The 16,626-nt window shown below is 72.9% G+C and carries 14 protein-coding genes and 1 pseudogene; 11 read left to right on the top strand and 4 right to left on the bottom strand.

Translation table 11 applies throughout. The features are described 5' to 3' along the window. Window positions 1-33: 33 nt before the first annotated feature. Both ACF07N_RS09700 and ACF07N_RS09695 read right to left on the bottom strand, forming a co-directional pair. Window positions 34-117 (bottom strand): annotated as a pseudogene (locus tag ACF07N_RS09700) (FHA domain-containing protein); the annotation flags it as partial. Between the two features lie 133 nt (window positions 118-250). Then, window positions 251-835 carry a hypothetical protein gene (locus ACF07N_RS09695; RefSeq protein ID WP_383324937.1) on the bottom strand — a complete coding sequence of 195 codons (585 nt, stop codon included), beginning with the start codon at window positions 833-835 and terminating at the stop codon, window positions 251-253. 276 nt (window positions 836-1,111) lie between these two features. Here ACF07N_RS09695 and ACF07N_RS09690 point away from each other — a divergent pair, with 276 nt between their 5' ends. The 9 genes from ACF07N_RS09690 to ACF07N_RS09650 all read left to right on the top strand — a co-directional run bounded on the left by ACF07N_RS09690 (window position 1,112) and on the right by ACF07N_RS09650 (window position 13,597). Beyond that, window positions 1,112-1,966 (top strand): bifunctional methylenetetrahydrofolate dehydrogenase/methenyltetrahydrofolate cyclohydrolase, encoded by an 855-nt coding sequence (locus ACF07N_RS09690; RefSeq protein WP_094054557.1) that lies wholly within the window; start codon window positions 1,112-1,114, stop codon window positions 1,964-1,966. An 85-nt stretch (window positions 1,967-2,051) separates the two neighbouring features. Beyond that, a complete protein-coding gene (locus ACF07N_RS09685) occupies window positions 2,052-2,777 on the top strand; it encodes a DUF3017 domain-containing protein (protein WP_392111108.1) in 726 nt (241 codons plus the stop codon). A gap of 383 nt (window positions 2,778-3,160) precedes the next feature. Next, window positions 3,161-4,441 carry a DUF2690 domain-containing protein gene (locus ACF07N_RS09680; RefSeq protein WP_392110355.1) on the top strand — a complete coding sequence of 427 codons (1,281 nt, stop codon included), beginning with the start codon at window positions 3,161-3,163 and terminating at the stop codon, window positions 4,439-4,441. A 551-nt stretch (window positions 4,442-4,992) separates the two neighbouring features. Beyond that, window positions 4,993-5,982 carry a malate dehydrogenase gene (locus ACF07N_RS09675; protein WP_383324928.1) on the top strand — a complete coding sequence of 330 codons (990 nt, stop codon included), beginning with the start codon at window positions 4,993-4,995 and terminating at the stop codon, window positions 5,980-5,982. 234 nt (window positions 5,983-6,216) lie between these two features. Beyond that, complete coding sequence (locus ACF07N_RS09670; RefSeq protein WP_392110351.1) at window positions 6,217-7,737, top strand: aldehyde dehydrogenase family protein; 1,521 nt, start codon at window positions 6,217-6,219, stop codon at window positions 7,735-7,737. A 314-nt stretch (window positions 7,738-8,051) separates the two neighbouring features. Continuing rightward, window positions 8,052-9,584 (top strand): GMC family oxidoreductase, encoded by a 1,533-nt coding sequence (locus tag ACF07N_RS09665; RefSeq protein WP_392110348.1) that lies wholly within the window; start codon window positions 8,052-8,054, stop codon window positions 9,582-9,584. A 32-nt stretch (window positions 9,585-9,616) separates the two neighbouring features. Next, window positions 9,617-10,690, top strand: coding sequence for a glycine betaine/L-proline ABC transporter ATP-binding protein (locus ACF07N_RS09660; RefSeq protein ID WP_392111106.1), 1,074 nt, complete (start codon window positions 9,617-9,619; stop codon window positions 10,688-10,690). After that, complete coding sequence (locus tag ACF07N_RS09655) at window positions 10,690-12,639, top strand: ABC transporter permease (protein ID WP_392110345.1); 1,950 nt, start codon at window positions 10,690-10,692, stop codon at window positions 12,637-12,639. Before ACF07N_RS09660 ends, ACF07N_RS09655 begins: the two co-directional genes overlap by 1 nt. A 1-nt stretch (window position 12,640) precedes the next feature. Continuing rightward, complete coding sequence (locus ACF07N_RS09650) at window positions 12,641-13,597, top strand: ABC transporter substrate-binding protein (protein WP_392110342.1); 957 nt, start codon at window positions 12,641-12,643, stop codon at window positions 13,595-13,597. 145 nt (window positions 13,598-13,742) lie between these two features. Here the strand turns inward: ACF07N_RS09650 and ACF07N_RS09645 are convergent, their stop codons facing one another. After that, window positions 13,743-14,189, bottom strand: coding sequence for a carboxymuconolactone decarboxylase family protein (locus ACF07N_RS09645; RefSeq protein ID WP_383337075.1), 447 nt, complete (start codon window positions 14,187-14,189; stop codon window positions 13,743-13,745). Then, window positions 14,186-14,692 carry a carboxymuconolactone decarboxylase family protein gene (locus ACF07N_RS09640; protein ID WP_392110339.1) on the bottom strand — a complete coding sequence of 169 codons (507 nt, stop codon included), beginning with the start codon at window positions 14,690-14,692 and terminating at the stop codon, window positions 14,186-14,188. The genes ACF07N_RS09645 and ACF07N_RS09640 overlap by 4 nt, the downstream gene beginning before the upstream one ends. 47 nt (window positions 14,693-14,739) lie before the next feature. Between ACF07N_RS09640 and ACF07N_RS09635 the strand changes: the two genes are divergently transcribed. Both ACF07N_RS09635 and ACF07N_RS09630 read left to right on the top strand, forming a co-directional pair. Continuing rightward, on the top strand, window positions 14,740-16,128 hold the full coding sequence (locus ACF07N_RS09635; RefSeq protein ID WP_392110336.1) for a PLP-dependent aminotransferase family protein: 1,389 nt from the start codon (window positions 14,740-14,742) through the stop codon (window positions 16,126-16,128). Between the two features lie 142 nt (window positions 16,129-16,270). After that, entirely contained in the window at window positions 16,271-16,612 is a 342-nt protein-coding gene (locus ACF07N_RS09630) for a hypothetical protein (RefSeq protein ID WP_383324905.1), read from the top strand. The last annotated feature ends 14 nt before the right edge of the window (window positions 16,613-16,626 follow it).

Genomic DNA, 16,626 nt, shown 5'->3' with positions numbered 1-16,626 from the left:
GTGGGCAACGTTGTCGGGCGCGCCGGGCGTGGGACGCGGGCCGGGCGCGCAGCGGATGGGGGTGCGGTCTCGCTCGTCCTCCGTGGTCGGCGGAGGTACCACGATGATGCTGTACAAGGTGTTCTCCCCGAGCCTGAACAGCTACCACCGTCAGACTAGGGCGACGCACCAGGGCCGTGCCCCCCTCGTACGGGTGAGACACGGCCCTTGGATGTGATTGGCGTGAAGTGGTCCGGCCGACCGGGTCCGCTCAGTAGCGCGGGCGGTTGAACCAGGCCTTGCCGGCCGCGTTGCCGACGAACACCGCCACCAGGACGGCCAGGATCGTGTGCACCAGGCCGACGATGACGAACGGGTAGATGCCGAGGACCGCCGTGATGATGGCGAAGACCAGGATGGTGACGCGGGCGCCGTTGCCGCCGTTCTTGAACTTCGTCGCCAGCACGGCGGCGAACACCAGCCAGGCCAGGCCGAACACCACGTAGCCCCAGATGACGCCGGTCGAGTCGCCGACCAGGTCCTGGAAGGCGGTGTTGTCCTTGAGCGACTCGTCGTCCTTCGCGGCGTTGAGCGCGATGGCGGAGAAGGCGAAGAGGGCCACGCCGAGGACCTGCAGACCGACGATCACCCACAGCATCACCCGGGCCGCGCTCACCGAGCCGGGCATCGTCGTCGGGGCCGCGGGACCGGCGCCGTAGGGGGAGACCGGAGGGGCCTGCGGGTAGCCGTAGCCGGGCGCCTGACCCTGCTGCTGCGGGTAGCCGTAGCCCTGCGGCTGCTGCGGCTGCTGCCCCTGGGGCGGGCCGTAGGGGTTGTTCGGGTCGCCGAAGCTCATGGCGGACTTTCCTCCGTTGTTCCGAGTGCGGGGACGACGCGTGCCGTCCGTACGGAGGAGAGCTCTTCAGATTGCGACCGTCCCCCCGTTGAACTGCCCGCGGCACTTTTTCAGGTCATCGTTCTGCACCACTGACCGGCTTGTCCAGCCGCATTCCCGATGTGTTGTGCAAGTGCAACATCGCTGATCATGGGCGGATACGGGCGGAGCGCACCCGCGGTGCCCGGATTGCGGGCGGATTGGAACCGGGGCGGGGTCATCCGCGAGGATGGGGCCATGACCGCCCAGATTCTCGATGGCAAGGCCACCGCAGCCGCGATCAAGTCCGATCTGACCGCCCGCGTGGCGGCGCTGAAGGAGAAGGGCGTCACGCCCGGCCTCGGCACGATCCTCGTCGGGGACGACCCCGGCAGCCAGAAGTACGTCGCCGGCAAGCACCGTGACTGCGCGCAGGTCGGCATCGCCTCCATCCAGCGGGAGCTGCCCGCCACCGCCACGCAGGAGGAGATCGAGGCGGTCGTGCGCGAGCTGAACGAGGACCCGGCCTGCACTGGCTACATCGTGCAACTCCCGCTGCCCCGCGGCATCGACGAGAACCGCATCCTGGAGCTGATGGACCCGGACAAGGACGCCGACGGCCTGCACCCGATGAACCTCGGCCGCCTCGTGCTCAACGAGCCGGCGCCGCTGCCCTGCACCCCCAACGGCGTCCTGACCCTGCTGCGGCAGTACGGCGTGGAGATCAAGGGCGCCGAGGTCGTGGTGGTCGGACGCGGCGTGACCATCGGCCGGCCGATGCCGCTGCTGCTCACGCGGCGCAGCGAGAACGCGACCGTGACCCAGTGCCACACCGGCACGCGCGACCTGTCGGCGCACCTGAAGCGCGCGGACATCATCGTCGCGGCGGCCGGTTCCGCCCACCTGATCCGCGCCGAGGACGTCAAGCCGGGCGCGGCCGTCCTCGACGTCGGTGTCTCGCGCAGCGCCGAGGGCAAGATCGTGGGCGACGTCCACCCCGACGTGGCCGAGGTCGCCGGCTTCATCTCCCCGAACCCCGGCGGGGTCGGCCCGATGACCCGCGCCCAGCTGCTCGTCAACGTGGTCGAGGCGGCGGAGCGCAGTGCCGGCTGACCGCGACGCAGGGAGCGCGCCGGGCGCCGCGCCCGGCGTGGCCGCGGCGGCCGCCCCGGCCGCGGACGGGACCGTGACCGCTGCCGTGGCGCGGTCCGGCGACGGCCCCCGCGACGCCGGGCACGGCAGGGCGGAACCGAACGGCCAGGAGGACCCCAAGGGCCACGACAGCCACGGGCGGGACGGCCGGAACGGCACGGCCGGCGACGACGTCCGCGACGGCCACGGTCAGGACGGTCACGGCGGATCCGACGTCCGCGACGGCCGCGATCAGGACAGCCACAGCGGCCGCGACGGCCGCGACGGCCCGGGCGGGCCGGACGCCGAAGAGCCCCGCGGCGGTGCCGGTGACGGCGAAGAGGATGAGCTCACCGTCAGGGACCCCGTCAGCGCCCCTGACGCCCAGGGGCGCCCGCGCCGCGTCACCCGGCGGTTCCCGCTGTTCACCCGGGACACCGCGCGGCCCGAGGGCGGTGGCCGGGCCGCGTCCGGGGACGCGCCCGCACCGGCGCGGCAGTGGCCGGTCCTGACCGTGCTGGGGCTCGTCGGGATCGGGCTGCTGGTGACCGCGTTCGACCAGTTCCGGCTCGGAACGCTGCTCATCGGCGTCGCCCTGCTGGGCGGCGGTGCGATGCGCTGGCTGCTGCCGGACGTCGGCATGCTCGCCGTCCGCTCCCGCTTCACGGACATCGTCACGTACGGCGTGCTGGGATCCGTCATCGTCCTGCTGGCGCTGATGGCCCAGCCGAACCCGCTGCTGCAGATCCCCTTCCTTAAGGACACGCTGCACTTCACGGTCACCAGCGAATGACCGCACGGCGGCCCGTCCTCTCCCCCGAGGAAGGACGGGCCGCCGCCGCGATCCACCCTGGTGCACCGCGAACGGCCTGCTCAACGCCTGTCAGTACGCTGTGGCACGGAAGTGACGGTTCCGGTACGTCCTGCTTCCGATTTCGCACGAAGTGGTGCGACACGGGGGTTGGCGTGGACAATCGGGACGGTCCAGGGTGTATCGCGCGCGGGCACCATGCTTCTGTGCGCCCCCCGTCGGGGAACTGAGATCCTGACCGGGCGCATCCCTGTGGGTAGCCACAACGGGGATCGGCCGAGGCCGCCACGCGCGGGGCGAACAGCGCGGGAAAGAACAGCACTACCCGGGGGAAGAGGGGGGAAGCAATGCCTCGTTGGAAGGCCTTGCCGGATGAGCTCGATCCGCAGATCAGGGAGTTCACCAGCCAGCTGCGCAGACTCGTGGACCGCAGCGGTCTGAGCATCGCGTCGGTGGCGGACCGCACGGGCTACAGCAAGACGTCGTGGGAACGGTATCTGAACGGCCGGCTGCTCGCGCCCAAGGGCGCGATCGTGGCCCTGGCCGAGGTCACCGGCACCAACCCGGTGCACCTCACCACCATGTGGGAGCTCGCCGAGCGCGCCTGGAGCCGCTCGGAGATGCGCCACGACATGACGATGGAGGCCATACGGATCTCCCAGGCGCGCGCCGCCCTCGGTGAGTTCGGCGGCCAGGACTTCGGCGCCTCCGCGGCCGGCTCCCCGGAGGACGGCAGATCCGGCGGCAGGCCGTCCCGGCGCAGTGGCAGCGCCACGGTCACGCCGGGCGTCGCGGGCCCGGCCGGCGTCGTCCCGAGCGTGCCGGCGCAGCCGACGGCGCCCGAGGTCCAGGACTCCGCCGGCACCGGCTCGCGGGAGGACCGCACCGAGGTCAACTCGTGGGGTCTGGCCGGGTACAAGGGCCCGGCGCCGACGGGACCGGGCGCGGGCGGACGCGGGGCGGGCACGGGAACCGGCGCCAGGCACGGCTCCGGGAACGCCGCCGGAGCGCCCGGCGGTACCACCCGGACCCCGGCCGTGGGCGCGGGCGCGTACGGTGCGCCGCAGGACGCCGTACCCGCAGCCGGGGGGCACGGCCGGTCCGGTGGCGGCCGTGGCCGGACCGGGGGCTCGGACCGCAGGGGCGGAGCGGCGGGCAAGCGGCGGACCGGCACGTTCGTCGCCGGGGTCGTGGGCGTGCTCGTGGTGATCGCCGGCGCGTTCTACCTCACCGGCGGCGGTGGCGACGACGACCCCGGGAACGCGGCCAAGTCGCCCACGCCGACCGCCAGCACGAACCCGGACCTGCCGCCCGGCGTGAAGTGCAGCGGCGACAGCTGCACCGGCAAGGACGCGGAGAACATGGGGTGCAGTGGTGACCTGGTGACCACGGCCCGGACCGCGACCGTCGGCACCACCGTCGTGGAGGTCCGCTACAGCGAGACCTGCAAGGCGGCCTGGGGCCGGATCACGCAGGCAGCGCAGGGCGACGAGGTGCAGATCAGCGCCGGCAAGGCGAAGCAGACCGGCAGCATCACCGCGGCCGGGGACGCCATCGCGTACACCCCGATGGTGTCCGTGAAGAGCGCCGCCGACGCCAAGGCCTGCGTGACGCTCGCGGCGGGCGGCGAGGGCTGCACGAAGTGACCCGGCAACGGACGGGCGCGCCGCGCAAGCCGTGACGTGACGCGGCAGCGGACGGCGTGCCCGGCGGGCCGCGATGTGACGCGGTGCCGGACGGGCGCGCCGCGCAAGCCGTGACGTGACGCGGCAGCGGACGGCGTGCCCGGCGGGCCGCGATGTGACGCGGTGCCGGACGGGTGTGTCCGCGGGCCGCGAAGGGCGCCCGCGAAGGCACGCAGACGCGGCAGCCGCGGGGCGTTCCCGGCGGGCCGCGAAGAATTTCGCGGAGGCGCGCATGCCCGCCCGGATCGGGGGCACGCGAACCGTACCCCCACGGGAGTCCGGCATCGTCGGTATCCCCCTCAGGCGGCCGCCTCCGTCCTCCTCTCCCGGACGGGCGGCCGCCTCTCGTGTGACCGTGGCGTGTTGTGGGCCGGGCCACACCGACCCGGCCGTACGGGATCCCGGATGCGCGATAGCCTGACCGCTGGATGGATCTCTTGACGCCAAGAGATCGATCAAACGTCCGGGGCAGGGACCCCGCCCCTACCGCCAGCTGTCATACGGAGAACGCCATGACCCGCACTCCCGTGAACGTCACCGTCACCGGCGCGGCCGGCCAGATCGGTTACGCCCTGCTCTTCCGCATCGCCTCCGGTCAGCTGCTCGGCGCGGACGTGCCGGTGAAGCTGCGCCTGCTGGAGATCACGCCGGCGCTCAAGGCGGCCGAGGGCACGGCCATGGAGCTGGACGACTGCGCGTTCCCGCTCCTGCAGGGCATCGACATCAGCGACGACCCGAACGTCGCCTTCGACGGCGCCAACGTCGCTCTCCTCGTCGGCGCCCGCCCGCGCACCAAGGGCATGGAGCGCGGCGACCTGCTGGAGGCCAACGGCGGCATCTTCAAGCCGCAGGGCCAGGCCATCAACGCCCACGCCGCGGACGACATCAAGGTCCTGGTGGTCGGCAACCCGGCCAACACCAACGCGCTGATCGCCCAGGCCGCCGCGCCGGACGTCCCCGCCGAGCGGTTCACGGCCATGACCCGCCTGGACCACAACCGCGCCCTGACGCAGCTGTCGAAGAAGACGGGCACCCCGGTCTCCGAGATCAAGAAGCTGACGATCTGGGGCAACCACTCCGCCACGCAGTACCCGGACATCTTCCACGCCACGGTCGCCGGCAAGAACGCCGCCGAGGTCGTCAACGACGAGAAGTGGCTCGCGGACGACTTCATCCCGACCGTCGCCAAGCGCGGTGCCGCCATCATCGAGGCCCGCGGCGCCTCCTCGGCCGCCTCCGCCGCCAACGCCGCCATCGACCACGTCTACTCGTGGGTCAACGGCACCCCCGAGGGCGACTGGGTCTCCATGGGCATCCCGTCGGACGGCTCCTACGGCGTCCCGGAGGGCCTGATCTCCTCCTTCCCGGTCACCTGCAAGGACGGCAAGTACGAGATCGTCCAGGGCCTGGACATCAACGAGTTCTCCCGCGCCCGCATCGACGCCTCCGTCAAGGAGCTCGAGGAGGAGCGCGAGGCGGTCCGCGGCCTGGGCCTCATCTGACCCGACCCGCTCGCGCCTGAATCCCGCAGGCCCCGCACCGGATCACCGGCGCGGGGCCTGCGGGCGTCTTCTGCCACACCTTTTGTTCCTTTTTGTCCGCATCTCCCGTGACGCAGCGCACTTTCGGTCACCCAGGCGCATGCATCCAGGGGTCTCGGGCAGGCGAACCCGGTCTCTGAGTGACACGTCTGTGACACAGAGACGCTGAACAGGAACGGAAGGCGAAGACCGATCATGGCGGAAAGTACCGAGCTTCAGGCGAGTCAAACCATCCACGCGGCAGGAGAATGGCGCGCGGCCGTCTCCGGGGCCACGCGCGAGATCATCGACCCCGCGGACGCCCTGCCCTTCGCCGTCGTCGCGGAGGGCGACGAGAAGGACACCGACCTCGCGGTCGCCGCGGCCCGCAAGGCGTTCGACGAGGGCGCGTGGCCGCGCACGCCCGCCGCCGAGCGGGCGGCGCTGCTGCGCCGCGTGGCCGGTCTGCTGGTGCGCGACCGCGAGAAGCTCGGGCGGCTGGAGGCCCGGGACGCGGGCAAGACCGTCGAGGAGGGACGCGTCGACATCGACTGCGTCGCCGACGCCTTCCGTTACTTCGCCGACCTGGTCGCCGCCGAGGCCCCGGGCCGGGTCGTGGACGCGGGCTCGCCCGACATCCACAGCGTCGTCGTGCACGAACCCGTCGGCGTCTGCGCGATGATCACGCCCTGGAACTACCCGCTCCTGCAGGCCAGCTGGAAGATCGCCCCCGCCCTCGCCGCCGGCAACACCTTCGTCGTCAAGCCCAGCGAGATCACGCCGATGACGACCGTCGCGCTGATCGACCTGCTGATCGAGGCCGGTCTGCCCGCCGGGGTCGCCAACATCGTGACCGGGCCCGGCCACACGGTCGGCGCCCGCCTGGCCGAGCACCCCGACGTCGACCTGATCTCCTTCACCGGCGGCCTGGTCAGCGGCACCAAGGTGGCCCAGGCCGCCGCCCCCACCGTCAAGAAGGTCGCCCTCGAACTCGGCGGCAAGAACCCCAACGTCGTCTTCGCCGACGCCTGCGCCACCGAGGAGGGCTTCGACACCGCCGTCGACCAGGCCCTCAACGCCGCCTTCATCCACAGCGGCCAGGTCTGCTCGGCCGGCGCGCGCCTCATCGTCGAGGAGTCGGTGCGGGATCGTTTCGTCGCCGAACTCGCCCGCCGGGCCGGGAGGATCCGCCTCGGCCGCGGCACCGAGGCCGGCGTCGAGTGCGGTCCGCTCGTCTCCGAGCAGCAGCGCGCCAAGGTCGAGATGTACGTCGAGTCCGCCCTGCAGGAGGGCGCGGTGCTGCGCTGCGGCGGCAAGCGGCCCGAGCCGTCCCCGGAGCGCCCGGAGAACGGCTACTTCTACGAGCCGACCGTCCTCGACCACTGCCACCGCGAGATGCGCGTCGTGCGGGAGGAGGTCTTCGGGCCGGTCCTCACCGTCGAGACCTTCCGCACCGAGGACGAGGCCGTCGCCCTGGCCAACGACACCGAGTACGGCCTGGCGGGCGGCGTCTGGACCGCCGACCCGGGCCGCGCCCGCCGCGTCGCCGGCCGGCTGCGCCACGGCACGATCTGGATCAACGACTTCCACCCCTACCTGCCGCAGGCGGAGTGGGGTGGCTTCGGCAAGAGCGGAGTGGGCCGCGAGCTCGGCCCGGCCGGTCTCGCCGAGTACCGGGAGACCAAGCACGTCTACCAGAACCTCGCACCCAAGCCGGTGCGCTGGTTCGCGGGCTGACCCCCGGCCCGGATCACCGCCGGCCCCTGCCCGGATCCCCCCGATCCGGTCCCCTCGGCTCGGACCCGCCCGTTCCGGGCCACCCCCTCCAGGCCCGGACACCCCCGGTCCGGGCCCACCCCCAGGGGCGGACCCCCGGTCCGGGCCACCCCCGCGGTCCGGGCCACCCCCGGGTCCGGGCCGCTCCCCCTCGGCCCGCACCCCCGGTCCGGGCCGCCCCGGCCGGTCCCGGGCGACATCCCCCCGCGCCCCGGACCGGCCTCCCCCCCACCTCCGAGCCCGTCCCCTTCATCCCCCTCTGGAGCAGACACGCCATGTCCCACACCAGTCATGAGTACGACTATGTCGTGATAGGCGGCGGAACCGCCGGTTCCGTCATCGCCTCCCGTCTCACCGAGAACCCGGATGTCACCGTCGCCGTCATCGAGGGCGGCCCCAGCGACGTCGGCCGCGACGACGTCCTGACCCTGCGCCGCTGGATGGGCCTGCTCGGCGGCGAGCTCGACTACGACTACCCCACCACCGAACAGCCCCGCGGGAACTCGCACATCCGGCACAGCCGGGCCCGGGTCCTCGGCGGCTGCTCCTCGCACAACACCCTGATCGCCTTCAAGCCGCTGCCCGCCGACTGGGACGAGTGGGAGGCCGCCGGCGCCCAGGGCTGGGGCGCGGTGCAGATGGAGGCGTACTACGCCCGGCTGCTCAACAACATCGTCCCGGTCGACGAGAAGGACCGGAACGCCATCGCCCGTGACTTCGTCGACGCGGCCCAGCAGGCGCTCGGCGTGCCGCGCGTGGAGGGCTTCAACAAGAAGCCGTTCACCGAGGGCGTCGGCTTCTTCGACCTCGCCTACCACCCCGAGAACAACAAGCGGTCCTCGGCGTCGGTGGCGTACCTGCACCCGGTGATGGACGAGCGGCCCAACCTGACGATCCTGCTGGAGACCTGGGCGTACAAGCTGCAGCTCGACGGCAACCGCGCCGAGGGCGTGCACGTACGCACCAAGGACGGCGAGGAGATCCTCGTCAAGGCACGCAACGAGGTCCTGCTGTGCGCCGGCGCCGTCGACTCGCCGCGGCTGCTGCTGCACTCCGGCATCGGCCCGAAGGCCGACCTGGAGAAGCTGGGCATCCCCGTCACGCACGACCTGCCGGGCGTCGGCGAGAACCTGCTCGACCACCCCGAGTCCGTCATCGTCTGGGAGACGAACGGCCCCATCCCGGAGAACTCCGCGATGGACTCCGACGCGGGCCTGTTCGTGCGCCGCGACCCCGAACTGGCCCACCCGGACCTGATGTTCCACTTCTACCAGATCCCGTTCACGGACAACCCGGAGCGACTGGGCTACCGGCGGCCGGAGTTCGGTGTCTCGATGACCCCGAACATCCCCAAGCCGAAGAGCCGCGGCCGGCTGTACCTGACCAGCGCCGACCCCGAGGCCAAGCCCGCCCTGGACTTCCGCTACTTCACCGACGAGGACGACTACGACGGCCGGACCCTCGTCGACGGCATCCGCATCGCCCGCGAGATCGCGAAGACCGAGCCGCTGGCCGGCTGGCTCAAGCGCGAGGTCTGCCCCGGCCCGGACGTCACCGGTGACGAGGAACTGAGCGAGTACGCCCGCAAGGTCGCGCACACCGTCTACCACCCCGCCGGCACCTGCAAGATGGGCGCCGAGGACGACCGGCTCGCCGTCGTCGACCCCGAGCTGCGCATCCGCGGCCTGGAGGGCATCCGTGTCGCGGACGCCTCGGTGTTCCCCACCATGACCACCGTGAACCCGATGATCGGCGTGCTCATGGTCGGGGAGAAGGCCGCCGAGCTGATCGGTGGTGGTGCCAAGTGACCGCGACCCTCGAACCCCCGACGGAGCAGACCATGGACACCACCGCCCCCGTCTTCTCGGTCCAGGGCCTGTGGAAGGTGTTCGGCCCCAAGGCCGACCGCGTCCCGGGCGACCCCGAGCTCACCGCCCTCGACCCCGCCGAGCTGCGGGAGCGCACCGGCTGCACCGCCGCCGTCCGGGACGTCAGCTTCGACGTGCGCAAGGGCGAGGTCTTCGTCGTCATGGGCCTGTCCGGTTCCGGCAAGTCCACGCTGGTGCGCTGTCTGACCCGGCTGATCGAGCCCACCGCCGGCACGATCGCCATCGACGGCGAGGACGTCCGCGCCATGGACCGCTCCCGGCTGCGCGAACTGCGCCGCCACCGGGCCGCGATGGTCTTCCAGCACTTCGGCCTGCTGCCGCACCGCACGGTCCTCGACAACGTCGCCTACGGCCTGGAGATCCAGGGCATGGGCAAGGCCGAGCGGCGCGAGCGGGCCGCCGAGGTCGTCGCCAAGGTCGGCCTGGAAGGCATGGAGCACCGCCGCCCCGGCCAGCTCTCCGGCGGCCAGCGGCAGCGCGTGGGCCTCGCCCGTGCCCTCGCCGTCGACCCCGAAGTCCTGCTGTTCGACGAGCCGTTCAGCGCGCTCGACCCGCTGATCCGGCGCGAGATGCAGGAGGAGGTCGTCCGGCTGCACCGCGAGGAGGGCCGCACGATGGTCTTCATCACGCACGACCTCCAGGAGGCCCTCAAGCTCGGCGACCGCATCGCCCTGATGCGCGACGGCAGGGTCGTGCAGCTCGGCACGCCCGAGGAGATCGTGGGCGCGCCCGCCGACGACTACGTCCGCGAGTTCGTCCGGGACGTGCCGCGCGAGCAGGTCATGACGGTCCGCACGGCCATGCGCCTGCCTTCGGCGGGCCTGGACGGCAGCGGCCCGGCGGTCCGGCCCGACGCCACGGTCTCCGAGGCGATCGAGGCGGTCGCCCGCGCCGGCGCCCCGGCCCGGGTCATGGACCGGGGCCGGTGCGTGGGCATGGTCGACTCCGACACCCTCCTCGGGGTCGTCGCCGGCACGGAGCAGCCCGCTCCGCCGGGCGCGGACCAGCCCAAGGAGGCGGTGTGATGGCGACCGTCACCGCGAACCCGCCCCGCCTGGGCCTGCCCGGGCTGCTGAAGAACGCGACCGTGCGCAAGCTGCTGCTGCTGGCCGTCGCCGCCGCGGTGCTCGTGCCGCTGGCCGACGCCCGCTGGGCGAGCGGCAGCTGGCCGGCCGCGCTGACCGTCGACCTGTCCGGCCCGCTGGCCAGGACCAGCGACTGGATCATCGACAACCGCGACAGCCACCCGCTGTTCCTGTACTTCTTCGGCCACGTCAGCAACGTCGTCGTCATCGCCGTACGGGCCGTCTACCTCACCCTCCTGGCCGTCGGCTGGGCGGGCGTCACCGCCCTGGGCGCGCTGGTCGCCTGGCGCGTCGCGGGCGTGCGTCTGGCCCTCGGCACGGCCGTGGCGTTCCTCGCCTGCGGCCTGCTCGGCATGTGGGTGCCGACCATGCAGACCCTCGCCCTGATGATCGTCGCCGTCCTCGCGTCGATCGTGGTGGGCGCGCTGCTCGGGCTCGCCGCCGGGCTGTCCGACCGGATGGACCGCGCCCTGCGCCCGGTCCTGGACACCATGCAGGTGCTGCCCGCCTTCGCCTATCTGCTGCCGGTCGTCCTCGTCTTCGGCATCGGCGTCCCCGCGGCCGTGCTGGCCACCGTCGTCTACGCCGCCCCGCCCATGGCCCGGCTGACCTCGCTCGGCCTGCGCGGCGCCGACAAGGAGGTGCTGGAGGCCGTCGAGTCGCTCGGCGCCACCGCCCGCCAGCGGCTGCTGACCGCGCGCATCCCGCTGGCCCGCAAGGAACTGCTCCTGGGCGTCAACCAGACGATCATGATGGCGCTGTCCATGGCCGTCATCGCGGCCGTCATCGGCGCGGGCGGTCTCGGTGACCGCGTCTACCAGGCCCTGGCCTCCGTCGACGTCGGTGCCGCGCTCGCCGCCGGCATTCCGATCGTGCTGCTGGCCGTCGTCCTGGACCGCGTCACCGGCGCGGCGGGGGAGAAGCTGGGCGCCGAACCCGAGCCCCACGGCGGGCGCGGCTGGCTCTACGCCCTCGCCGGTGTCGCCGCCGTGGCGGTCGCGGGGCGGCTCGCGGGCCGCCTGGACTGGCCCGACGCCTGGGTCGTCGGCATCGCTGAGCCCGTCAACCGCGCGGTCGACTGGATGACCGCGCACCTGTACTCGGGCGTGCCCGTCGTCGGCGGCACCGCCGACTGGGCGGGCCACTTCACCACCTGGGTCCTCGACCCGGTGCGCGACGGCCTCCAGGCGCTGCCCTGGTGGGCGGTGCTGCTGGTCGTCGCCGCCCTGGCCTGGGTGATCGGCACCTGGCGCACCGCGTTCACCGCCGTGCTCGCCATGGCCGCGATCGGCGTCCTCGGCGTGTGGAAGCCGTCCCTGGACACCCTCTCCCAGGTCCTCGCGGCCGTAGCCGTCACCCTCGTCGCCGGCTTCGCCATCGGCATCGCCGCGGCCCGCAGCGACCGTCTTGAGCGGGCACTGCGCCCGGTCCTCGACGTCTTCCAGACGATGCCGCAGTTCGTGTACCTCATCCCGGTCGTCGCCCTGTTCGGCGTCGGCCGCGCCCCGGCCGTCGCCGCCGCGATCGTGTACGCGCTGCCGGCCGTGGTCCGCATCACCACCCAGGGCCTGCGCCAGGTCGACCCGGCCGCGCTGGAGGCGTCCGGCTCGCTCGGCGCGACCAGCTGGCAGCAGCTGAGGCAGGTCCAACTGCCGCTGGCCCGCCCGGCGTTGCTGCTCGCCGTCAACCAGGGCCTCGTCCTGGTCCTCGCCGTCGTCGTCATCGGCGGCCTGGTCGGCGGCGGCGCGCTCGGCTACGACGTCGTCTTCGGCCTCGCCCAGGGCGACCTGGCGACCGGTCTGGTGGCCGGCGCGGCGATCGTCTGCCTCGGCCTGATGCTCGACCGGGTGACGCAGCCCACCGAACGCCGCGCGGGGAAGGGAGCCTGACATGCGCGTCCGCACCACCGCCGCGGTCGCCGCGGTGAGTTCCCTGGCGCTGCTCACCGGCTGCGGCGCCGCCGACATGACCAAGCAGGCCTCGCCCTTCGCCAACGCGCAGGGCGCGAAGACGGTGACCCTGTCCGTGCAGTCCTGGGTGGGCGCCCAGGCCAACGTGGCCGTCGCCCAGTACCTCCTGGAGCACGAGCTGGGCTACCGGGTCGACACCGTCCAGGTCGACGAGGTGCCCGCCTGGGACGCCCTCAGCCAGGGCCGGGTCGACGCGCTCCTGGAGGACTGGGGCCACCCCGAGCAGGAGAAGCGGTACGTCGACGACAAGAAGACGATCGCGCGGGGCGGCGGACTCGGCGTCACCGGCCACATCGGCTGGTACGTCCCGACGTACCTCGCCGAGAAGCACCCCGACATCACGGACTGGAAGAACCTGAACAAGTACGCCGACCTCTTCCGCACCCCGGAGAGCGGCGACAAGGGCCAGCTGATGGACGGTTCGCCGTCCTACGTCACCAACGACAAGGCGCTGGTGAAGAACCTGAAGCTGGACTACCAGGTGGTGTTCGCGGGCTCCGAGGCGGCGCAGATCACCCAGATCAGGCAGTTCGCCAAGGAGAAGAAGCCTTTTCTGACCTACTGGTACTCCCCGCAGTGGCTCTTCGAGAAGGTCCCCATGACCGAGGTGAAGCTGCCGCCGTACAAGGAGGGCTGCGACGCCGACCCGGAGAAGGTCGCCTGCGCCTACCCGCACACACCGCTGCAGAAGTACCTCAACGCGGACTTCGCGAAGAAGGGCGGCAAGGCGGCGGCGTTCCTGAAGAGGTTCAAGTGGACGACCGAGGACCAGAACGAGGTCTCCCTCATGATCGCCGAGCAGAAGATGTCCCCCGAGGACGCGGCGAAGAAGTGGGTGGACAGCCACAAGTCCACGTGGAAGAAGTGGCTGTCCTGACCTTCAGCGCACCAGCCGGCCGGCGATCCAGCGCAGGGCCCGGGCGGCCCGCCGCCGGAGACCCGGCCCGACGGTGACCCGGGTGGCCCCTCGCGCGCCGAGTACGGCGGGCGGGGGCCGTCCCCGGTGAACACCGCGGCCTCGCTCACGGCGTGTGACCGCCCGGCGGGATCCGGCGGGCGACCATCATCCGGTTCCAGTTGTTGATGGCGACGATCAGGCCGACCAGATGGGCCAGCCGGACCTCGTCGAAGTGCCTGGCGGCCCGCTCGTACACCGCGTCCGGCACGAAGTGCTCCGTCAGCACGGTCACCGCCTCGGTCAGGGCCAGCGCCGCCCGCTCCCGCTCGTCGAAGACGTCCCCCGCCTCCTCCCACGCGGCCAGCAGATCGAGCTGCCGCTCGCTCACGCCGTACTGCCGGGCGATCGCGAGGTGCATGTCGAGACAGAAGGCGCACCGGTTCAGCTGCGAGGCGCGGATCACCACCAGCTCGGCCAGGGCCGGGTCGCCGAGGCCCTGCTTCGCCGCGGCGCTCAGCGCCGACAGGGCCCGGGCCACCGCCGGGTCGAGCGCCCGCGTCCGGGCCGTCACTTGTACTGGCCCGGCTGGTAGTGCCCGGGCGTCCGGCGGCAGGTCACCCCGAACCGGTTCCAGGCGTTGATCACCGCGATCGCGGCGACCAGCTGGGCCAGCTCGGCCTCGTCGAAGTGCCGTGCGGCCCGCTCGTACACCGCGTCCGGCACGAAACCGTCCGTCAGGACCGTCACGGCCTCGGTCAGCTCCAGCGCGGCGAGCTCCTTCTCGGTGTAGAAGTGCCGCGACTCCTCCCACGCGCCGAGCTGGACGATCCGCTCGACGCTCTCCCCGGCGGCGAGGGCGTCCTTGCTGTGCATGTCGAGGCAGAGCGCGCAGTGGTTGATCTGCGAGGCCCGGATCTTGACCAGCTCCAGGAGCTTCGGGTCGAGGCCCTGCCGGGCCGCGGCGTCCAGCCGGACCATCGCCTTGTAGACCTCGGGCGCGTGCCTGGCCCAGTCCAGGCGGGCGGGCTGTTCGGGGGCGTACGCGGTGGCCGTCTCGTCGAGATGCGTCGTCATGCCCTCGACCCTAGGGAGGAAGCAGCCCAGGGGTATGGTCCATTTCCATGGCGGATCAGTGGGCCACTTTGGGCGTCGACCTGCACCTGGAACCGGCCGGCCCGGGCCTGCGCAGGGGCATGACCGACGCCCTGCGCGAGGCGGTGCGCTCCGGGCGGCTGGCCCCCGGCACCCGGCTGCCGTCCTCCCGCTCGCTCGCCGCGGACCTGGGCGTCGCCCGCAACACGGTCGCCGACGCCTACGCCGACCTGGTCGCCGAGGGCTGGCTCACCGCCCGGCAGGGGTCCGGGACCCGGGTCGCCGAGCGGCAGGTCGTGCCGCCTGCCGGAACGGCACCCCACCCCCGCGAACGGGCCCGGCCCGCCTACGACCTGCGCCCCGGCAGCCCCGACCTCGCCTCCTTCCCGCGCGCCGAGTGGCTCAGGGCCGCCCGCCGCGCCCTCGGCACCGCCCCCCACCACGCCCTGGACTACGGCGACCCGCGCGGCCGCCCCGAGCTGCGGACCGCGCTCGCCTTCTACCTCTCCCGCGCCCGCGGCGTGCGCGCCGACCCCGAACGGACCGTGGTCTGCGGCGGGTTCGCGCACGGCCTGAGACTGCTCGGCACGGCCCTGCGGGCACGCGGGGCACGCGGGGTGGCGGTGGAGTCGTACGGCCTCGACGTGCACTGGAGGCTCCTGACCGCCGCCGGCCTGCACACGGCTCCGCTGCCCTTCGACTGCCGGGGCACGGACCCCGGCACCCTGTCCGGCGCCGACGCGGTCCTGCTCACGCCCGCCCACCAGTTCCCCATGGGCGTGCCGCTGCACCGCGACCGCCGGGCCGCCGTCGTCGACTGGGCGCGCCGCACCGGCGGGCTGGTGCTGGAGGACGACTACGACGGCGAGTTCCGCTACGACCGGCAGCCCGTCGGCGCCCTCCAGGGCCTGGACCCCGACCGGGTGGTCTACCTGGGCACCGCGAGCAAGTCCCTGGCGCCCGGGCTGCGGCTGGCCTGGATGGTGCTGCCGCCGGACCTCGTCGAGCCGGTGGCCGAGGCCAAGGGCGGTGTGGACACCTGCGGGGTGCTCGACCAGCTGACCCTGGCCGAGTTCCTCGCCTCCGGCGGCTACGACCGGCACGTGCGCGCGGCCCGCCTGCGCTACCGGCGCCGCCGGGACGCCCTGGTCGCCGCCGTCGCGGCCCGGGCCCCCGAGGCGCGGGTCACCGGCATCGCGGCCGGGCTGCACGTCCTGCTGCGGCTGCCGCCCGGCACCGAGCGGTCGGTCGTCCAGGCCGCCCACTGGCGGGGCCTGGCGCTGCACGGACTGGCCGGCTACCGGCACGCCGACGCGGTCGCCGAGCCGGTCGACGCCCTGGTCGTGGGATACGGGACGCCGCCGGACCACGCCTGGTCCGGAGCGCTGGACGCGCTGTGCGCGGTACTGCCCGGATGAGGGCACACACCGCTGCAAAGATCACAAATCGCCAGGGGAGCAGGGCCGGGAGAAGGGGGGCCGTGTACGCCCGCGCCCGCCGCTCTCTAGGCTGACCCTCCAGCAGTACATGACAGGCGGCACACGGGGGAGAGACACCGGTATGGCGGAGACACGGCGGCGACTGCGTTCGAGCACGGTGGTCCTCGGCGGGATGGGCGTCCTCGCGGCGGCCCTGTCCGCCTGCGGATCCGACCCGGACCGCCGCTGCGTGGACCGGGACAGCTACGACTACATCAACGGCTACAAGGTCGTCTCCGACAAGAACTGCTCCTCCGGCTCCTCCGGCAAGAGCCGCAAGACCGGCAAGACCAGGAGCGCCGACGCCGACTGGTACTACGACGCCGACGTCAGCAACGGCTGGGCCGACAACGGCACCTTCAGCCGCAGCGAGGCCGTCGACCGGGGTGGCTTCGGCTGCTCGGGCGGCAGCGGCGGCGGCTGACCGGACGCGCAGCG

The organism is Streptomyces sp. NPDC015242 (assembly GCF_043079125.1).
In the GTDB taxonomy this organism is placed as follows: Bacteria; Actinomycetota; Actinomycetes; order Streptomycetales; family Streptomycetaceae; genus Streptomyces.
The sequence above is the reverse complement of the archived record's forward strand: the minus strand, read 5'-3'. Positions and strand labels throughout refer to the sequence as shown.

What these genes read in the sequence shown, in the direction of transcription:
- ACF07N_RS09665 (WP_392110348.1), top strand. Translation starts at nt 8,052, where the DNA reads ATGTCCCACACCAGTCATGAGTACGACTATGTCGTGATAGGCGGCGGA.
- ACF07N_RS09650 (WP_392110342.1), top strand. Translation starts at nt 12,641, where the DNA reads ATGCGCGTCCGCACCACCGCCGCGGTCGCCGCGGTGAGTTCCCTGGCG.
- ACF07N_RS09660 (WP_392111106.1), top strand. Translation starts at nt 9,617, where the DNA reads ATGGACACCACCGCCCCCGTCTTCTCGGTCCAGGGCCTGTGGAAGGTG.
- ACF07N_RS09635 (WP_392110336.1), top strand. Translation starts at nt 14,740, where the DNA reads ATGGCGGATCAGTGGGCCACTTTGGGCGTCGACCTGCACCTGGAACCG.
- ACF07N_RS09690 (WP_094054557.1), top strand. Translation starts at nt 1,112, where the DNA reads ATGACCGCCCAGATTCTCGATGGCAAGGCCACCGCAGCCGCGATCAAG.
- ACF07N_RS09670 (WP_392110351.1), top strand. Translation starts at nt 6,217, where the DNA reads ATGGCGGAAAGTACCGAGCTTCAGGCGAGTCAAACCATCCACGCGGCA.
- ACF07N_RS09655 (WP_392110345.1), top strand. Translation starts at nt 10,690, where the DNA reads ATGGCGACCGTCACCGCGAACCCGCCCCGCCTGGGCCTGCCCGGGCTG.
- ACF07N_RS09630 (WP_383324905.1), top strand. Translation starts at nt 16,271, where the DNA reads ATGGCGGAGACACGGCGGCGACTGCGTTCGAGCACGGTGGTCCTCGGC.
- ACF07N_RS09640 (WP_392110339.1), bottom strand. Translation starts at nt 14,692, where the DNA reads ATGACGACGCATCTCGACGAGACGGCCACCGCGTACGCCCCCGAACAG.
- ACF07N_RS09675 (WP_383324928.1), top strand. Translation starts at nt 4,993, where the DNA reads ATGACCCGCACTCCCGTGAACGTCACCGTCACCGGCGCGGCCGGCCAG.
- ACF07N_RS09695 (WP_383324937.1), bottom strand. Translation starts at nt 835, where the DNA reads ATGAGCTTCGGCGACCCGAACAACCCCTACGGCCCGCCCCAGGGGCAG.